At 64.6% G+C, this 4,982-nt stretch carries 8 protein-coding genes and 1 pseudogene; 6 read left to right on the top strand and 3 right to left on the bottom strand.

Annotated elements, in window-relative coordinates:
* Positions 1-137 precede the first annotated feature (137 nt).
* The 3 genes and pseudogenes from ACE3OG_RS16450 to ACE3OG_RS16440 all read right to left on the bottom strand — a co-directional run.
* Positions 138-383 (bottom strand): annotated as a pseudogene (locus ACE3OG_RS16450) (single-stranded DNA-binding protein); the annotation flags it as partial.
* Between the two features lie 287 nt (positions 384-670).
* Positions 671-859, bottom strand: a complete 189-nt coding sequence (locus ACE3OG_RS16445; RefSeq protein ID WP_374310622.1) for a hypothetical protein — start codon at positions 857-859, stop codon at positions 671-673.
* 13 nt (positions 860-872) lie between these two features.
* Positions 873-1,193: a hypothetical protein gene (locus tag ACE3OG_RS16440; protein WP_374310620.1), complete on the bottom strand. Its 321-nt coding sequence runs from the start codon at positions 1,191-1,193 to the stop codon at positions 873-875.
* Between the two features lie 582 nt (positions 1,194-1,775).
* Between ACE3OG_RS16440 and ACE3OG_RS16435 the strand changes: the two genes are divergently transcribed.
* From ACE3OG_RS16435 to ACE3OG_RS16410, 6 genes are all read left to right on the top strand, one after another.
* Entirely contained in the window at positions 1,776-2,060 is a 285-nt protein-coding gene (locus ACE3OG_RS16435) for a hypothetical protein (RefSeq protein ID WP_374310617.1), read from the top strand.
* Positions 2,061-2,070: 10 nt separating this feature from the next.
* A complete protein-coding gene (locus tag ACE3OG_RS16430; protein ID WP_374310615.1) occupies positions 2,071-2,703 on the top strand; it encodes a hypothetical protein in 633 nt (210 codons plus the stop codon).
* Positions 2,704-2,946: 243 nt separating this feature from the next.
* Positions 2,947-3,138 carry a type II toxin-antitoxin system HicA family toxin gene (locus ACE3OG_RS16425; protein ID WP_374310613.1) on the top strand — a complete coding sequence of 64 codons (192 nt, stop codon included), beginning with the start codon at positions 2,947-2,949 and terminating at the stop codon, positions 3,136-3,138.
* Between the two features lie 9 nt (positions 3,139-3,147).
* Positions 3,148-3,549: a type II toxin-antitoxin system HicB family antitoxin gene (locus ACE3OG_RS16420; RefSeq protein WP_374310611.1), complete on the top strand. Its 402-nt coding sequence runs from the start codon at positions 3,148-3,150 to the stop codon at positions 3,547-3,549.
* 103 nt (positions 3,550-3,652) lie between these two features.
* Positions 3,653-3,868, top strand: a complete 216-nt coding sequence (locus ACE3OG_RS16415; RefSeq protein WP_374310609.1) for a hypothetical protein — start codon at positions 3,653-3,655, stop codon at positions 3,866-3,868.
* A gap of 312 nt (positions 3,869-4,180) precedes the next feature.
* Positions 4,181-4,870, top strand: coding sequence for a hypothetical protein (locus ACE3OG_RS16410; RefSeq protein WP_374310607.1), 690 nt, complete (start codon positions 4,181-4,183; stop codon positions 4,868-4,870).
* Positions 4,871-4,982 lie beyond the last annotated feature (112 nt).

The following is a 4,982-nucleotide window of genomic DNA, read 5'->3' as shown; positions in this document are numbered from 1 at the left end:
TTTCGCGCCGAAGCGCTCCTCTTCGCGCGTGCGCCCGGCGTGCTTGCGATGGCCGAAAATCTCGACGATGGCCCACTCCCATGCGGCCTCGTCGCCCGGCGCGGAAACCTCGACTCGCTCGTCCATATTCTTCTCCTTCAAAACGGGATGTCGTCGTCGATGACGTCGCCAGCGGCGCGGCGCGGCGGCGGATCGCCCATCGACATGCGGCGATCATCGTGCTGGGCGGCGGGGCGGGTCGAGGTCTTGCCGTAGCTGTCCTCGCCGGCGGCGGCGCGCGCGTCGCCGAGCAGCGCGATGTCGCCGCCAAAGCGCGGCAGCACGATCTCCGTGACCCTGCGCTGATTCCCGTCGCGGTCCGCGTATTCGCGCGTGCGAATCTGGCCCTCGACGTAGGCCTGCGAGCCTTTCTTGAGATATTGCTCGGCGACGCGAGCTCGTCGAGCAGCGCGAGGAGCCCGCCAAGCTCCTCCTCCGACAGGAAGGTCGGCCGCAGGGCCTTGAGCCCGGCGGGGCGGACGACGGCGAGGCCGGACCCGGTTTCGGCGAGGACGGCGGCGTCTTCGGGCAAGCCGGCAGCGGCCGCCGGAACGATGTCGTTCGGCATGGTGATGATCCTGATGATGGGGATGAAGCGGGCGACGGCGGGCCGCCCGTCAGGGATTGCGGCTCAGAAGTTCCAGCAGCGCGCGCCGCGGGCGGCGGCGATCTGGCGAGCCTCCTGCCGGCCGGAGACGACGATCTCCTCGAGGACCGTGCGTCGGCCGCCGGCGATCTCCTCGATCTGCAGCGTCTTGCGGGTGCGATGCACGCTGTAGGAGGCGGCGAGCACGGCAAGGGAGGAAGGAAGAGGAAGCATCGGCGTTCCTCCCTCAGGCCGCGGCGGCGAGCGCAGGACGCGCCGCCTTGATCCGAATGACGGTCGAGACGACCGCCGTCTCGAAGTGCGAGGCCGCCTCGCCGAGGAAGGCGCGCACGGCCTTGGCGTCGAGCCGGCCGGCGATCTGCTCGGAGGCCGTGACGGTGAAGGCCTCGCCGGCGGCTTCCCTCAGGCCGCGCACCTTGAACTCGTCTTTCAGCGCCTTCAGCTCGGCCTCAGCGGCCTTCAGGATCGCGTCGATCCGGCCGATCTCGTCGGCGAGCGCGGCGTCGGAAAGATTGTGGAAGCGGGAGGGATGGGTGATGCTGGGCATAGCCTTGGCGACCTTCCTACGAGGTGGCTGGGGTTAGGGCCGGGTCGGAGGCTGCAACCTCTTGCCCGGCTCGCTATTTTATGGCACACATAAATAGCGATGTCAAATACTGTCTCACAGAAAAAACGAGGACGGCCGGCGACAGGAGCCACGCCTCGCGTCGGCGTTCGCTTTTCAGAAGACATTATCACCGCGATCGACGACTGGGCTTTAGGGCAACCAGACCCGAAGCCAACACGCTCCGACGCCATCCGAATCGCCGTTCAGGACTGGCTGCGCTCGAAAGGCTACCTGAAGTGACGAGCGCTGCGGCGTAAGCGGTCTTTCCCTTGCTGACCGGTCACCTTCTGCGGCCGTCCGCCTTGCTTCAGCTCCAGCACAGCTTAAGATAGCGCCCATTCTTTTTCGAAATGGGGTTGCGCCTAAATGATTCGACTCGTGAAGCTCGTTTTTGCAGGCTCATTCGGCTTGATCTGTGCCGGCTGCGTCAGCACGCAGGAAATGCCGCTGGCGCCCAACGTCGTCCGACTCGACACGCGAGCGTCGGGCCTCTTGTTCGCCGGGCAGGCCGCGCCGCAGACCATGCGTCGCGCAGCCGAGGCGACGATAAGAGCCGGCTACACGCATTTTCGCCTCGAGCAGGCGCAGACCGCGCAAGGCGCACAGTATATGGGCTCGACCTATTCCGGATCGGCGCGGGCCTACGGCTACGGGAATTATGCGACTGTGACGGGCGAGGGGTTTTCGAGCCCGATCTATGCGCCAACGTCCAGCGTCGGCGTCACGGTCGTGATGTTCCGCGCCGGCGAGCCCGGCGCCGCCGGCGCGTTCAACGCCGCGCAAGTGCTGCAGCAATATCGAAGCTGACGGAAAAGCCATGAGCGCTCCGCCCGCGCGCGCAATTCGCCTCGGCGGCTGGTGGCGGCTCTGGATCGTGTTCACCGCCGCGTGGGCCGCATTCATCATTTGGGTGAACCATGAGGAGGTTGGTCGGGCCTTTCGCGCTCGGGCATTCTCCCAGCCCGCTCCAATGATTGCGGCGGCTGAAGTAATGCCGACCTTCCGCCTGACCATGCCCGGCGGCGAGGAATATGAGGTCGACGCGCCGGACGCGGACGCGGCCATCGGCGCCGTGACGCAGGCGCACGGGCAGCGTATGCAGCCGGCTGCCGAAGACCCGTGGGCGGAGTTCAGGGTGGCCCCATCCCAATCCGCGAGCGCGCGCCCACCGAAGGCACATGGGCAGGCCGCGCCTGCGCCTGCTGCAGCGAGTGCCGACAAAGCGAACACGCAAGAAGGCATGTTCGACGACCTCATCCCGGTGAAAAAGGTTGACCCTTATGCCGCGTTTTCGGCGCAGGTAGACGCGTCTCCAGCAACAGCGCTGTCGGATGCAAGCCGGCTCTGGACTATTGCGGTGGTCATGGCTGTGCCGCCCCTCGCCTTCCTCGCCATCGGTCTTACTGGCGCCTGGGTGATCGCCGGCTTCCGGCAGGGCCGCGTCGGATAGGGTGCGCCATGTTCGCAGCGGCCCGCAGCGATCGCAGGGGTATGAGTCGGCTGGAGCTTTTCGTGTCTGGAAAGCTCATAAAACCGTTTATATCCAACGACTTATACGAGAGAGTCAGAAGCCCGCCCAATTGGGGGCGCTCCGCCAGCGAGCTGGTTTCCTCCGGGTGCGCATTATTGTGCGCACTTATGCTTGATGCTCCTTTGTCAATGCGTATAATAATACGTATATAAAGGGACGGGCATGACGGCGATCGAGACCAACACGAAGAAGATCGTCAGCCGCCTCCAGCGCGAGGGCTGGACTGTCGAGCACGGCAAAGAGCACGACATTCTTCGCCACCCGGCGCAGCCAGCCGCGCGCATCGTCGTCCCTCGCCACCGCGAGCTTTCGATCGGCGTGGCGCGAGATATCGCGAAGCGGGCAGGATGGTGAGGGCGGACCATGACGATGTATGTTGGAATTCTCGACGGCGACGCCGATGTCTGGGGCGTCCGCATTCCGGATTGCCCTGGCGCCTATGGCGGCGGAGCGACGCCGGAAGCCGCCCTGACGAGCGCCATCTCCGGCCTGACGGCCTGGGCCGATTCAATGCGAAAAGACGGCCGCGCGCTTCCCGCCGCCAGAACGCTGGCCCAGATCGCGGCGTCCGACGACGCTCCGGCGGCCAACGAAGCGGCGGTGATCGTGCCGCTGCTGCTCGACGCGGGGCGCTCCGTCAGGGCGAACGTCACGATCGACGCGGGCTTGCTCGAGGCCATCGACGCCGAGGCGGCGCGACGCGGCGTGACGCGCTCGGCGTTTCTCGCCAGCGCTGCGCGAGATAAAATCGAAGGGCGCGCGTGAGGCGCCGCGAGCTCGAGGCGGCGAAGCCGGATGCGGAACATCTCGAAGAGCTGAAAAAGCTCGAGAAAGAGGCCGCCAAGCTGCCGAAGGGCGAAGGCAAGCGATGAGTCGCCGTCCCGCGCGCTTCACGCAGGCGGACGTCGAGAAAGCCTTGCGCGCCGCCCTCAAGATGGACCCGCCGTGGATCGTCGAGATCGCGCCAGACGGGACCATCCGTCTTGTTCCCGCCCCGGCTGCTCCCGCCATCGCGATGCAGGATGTCGATCCGGCGACCGCCGCCCTCAATAAATGGCGGGCAGGCCGTGCGTCTCAGGCTTAAGGGCGTCAAGACCGTCAGGAACCTACCTGCCCGCGCGCACCTCGTTCGGGACGAGGGCGTCGGAGGTTGAACTCTCGACCTCTCCCTTACCAAGGGAGCGCTCCACTGGCCAGATAGCGCGCCAGGTTCAGAGGGGACCGCACCGCGGTCATAGTTGTTTCGTACATCATCTCCTATAAGCAAAGTAGAGTGTCGCTTTCTACACTCGTCGACACAAGCCGACTGATCTTTTCGCAAGCAAAGCTGACTGCTACCAAGCGTTGATGGCGGACGGACTACACAACTCATTTTCCGCCTGAAGCGAGACGCAAGATGTATGACTATATCAATCCTATCGATGCGCCCTACTACGCCGTAGGCGATTTCAACTTCTCGACGCTGACCGGCACGGCCGACAACGCGGCCATCCAGGCGGCGATGAACGCCGCCGTGGCGCAGGGAAAAATCCTCCGCATTACGCGGGTTCATCGCCTCGCGCAGACGAACGTGGCGGGTGCACAGGGCGCGGCGGGCGATATAAGAATCCCCGAAGGCCTTATCATGGTCTGCGATCCCGGATGTGGTTTCGCCTATGACAGCTACATTCTGCCGGCGTTTTGGAAACAGGGGACGGGCCGTTACTGGGCATGGTACTTGTCCATCTACTTCTTCGGGACGATCCCGAGCACAGTTACTCCGCCCTACACACTGTACAACACAGCCTACAGCAATTTCAGCAACAATCTCACGGGGCGGTCCTCGATTCCGACGACCGTGTGTGAGACCTTCGGCGGTTATGACGCCCCCGGAACGGCGCTCTTCCTCCTCGGGGGAGATATTCGTCTGTACCGCCCGCGCTTCATTTCGCTAGTCGCGGAGGGGACGGCGCTGGAGTCGCGGAAGTACATCCCGTGCTGCATCTTCCTTCTCGACGCCGCAGACGGGACGCCGCCGACCGGAGGCATATACGACGCGGAATTCGATGGCTACCACATGGGTATTGCCGGTACTAAGAGCGCCTAACAAAACCGTCTCAAGGCCCTGAAGCAAATGATAGCGGCGGCGAGGACGATAAAGGCGCGGTAGAGGTCGGCGTGTCGCTCATAGCGGACGACGAGGCGACGGAACTGATTGA

Origin of the sequence: Methylocella sp., from assembly GCF_041905455.1 — a bacterium.
Taxonomy (GTDB): Bacteria; Pseudomonadota; Alphaproteobacteria; order Rhizobiales; family Beijerinckiaceae; genus Methylocapsa.
This window is presented reverse-complemented; position numbering and strand designations above follow the sequence as displayed.

Excerpts from the sequence above, each read along its gene's own strand:
- ACE3OG_RS16445 (WP_374310622.1), bottom strand. The coding sequence starts at position 859 with ATGCTTCCTCTTCCTTCCTCCCTTGCCGTGCTCGCCGCCTCCTACAGC.
- ACE3OG_RS16440 (WP_374310620.1), bottom strand. The coding sequence starts at position 1,193 with ATGCCCAGCATCACCCATCCCTCCCGCTTCCACAATCTTTCCGACGCC.
- ACE3OG_RS16435 (WP_374310617.1), top strand. The coding sequence starts at position 1,776 with ATGCGTCGCGCAGCCGAGGCGACGATAAGAGCCGGCTACACGCATTTT.
- ACE3OG_RS16430 (WP_374310615.1), top strand. The coding sequence starts at position 2,071 with ATGAGCGCTCCGCCCGCGCGCGCAATTCGCCTCGGCGGCTGGTGGCGG.
- ACE3OG_RS16425 (WP_374310613.1), top strand. The coding sequence starts at position 2,947 with ATGACGGCGATCGAGACCAACACGAAGAAGATCGTCAGCCGCCTCCAG.
- ACE3OG_RS16420 (WP_374310611.1), top strand. The coding sequence starts at position 3,148 with ATGACGATGTATGTTGGAATTCTCGACGGCGACGCCGATGTCTGGGGC.
- ACE3OG_RS16415 (WP_374310609.1), top strand. The coding sequence starts at position 3,653 with ATGAGTCGCCGTCCCGCGCGCTTCACGCAGGCGGACGTCGAGAAAGCC.
- ACE3OG_RS16410 (WP_374310607.1), top strand. The coding sequence starts at position 4,181 with ATGTATGACTATATCAATCCTATCGATGCGCCCTACTACGCCGTAGGC.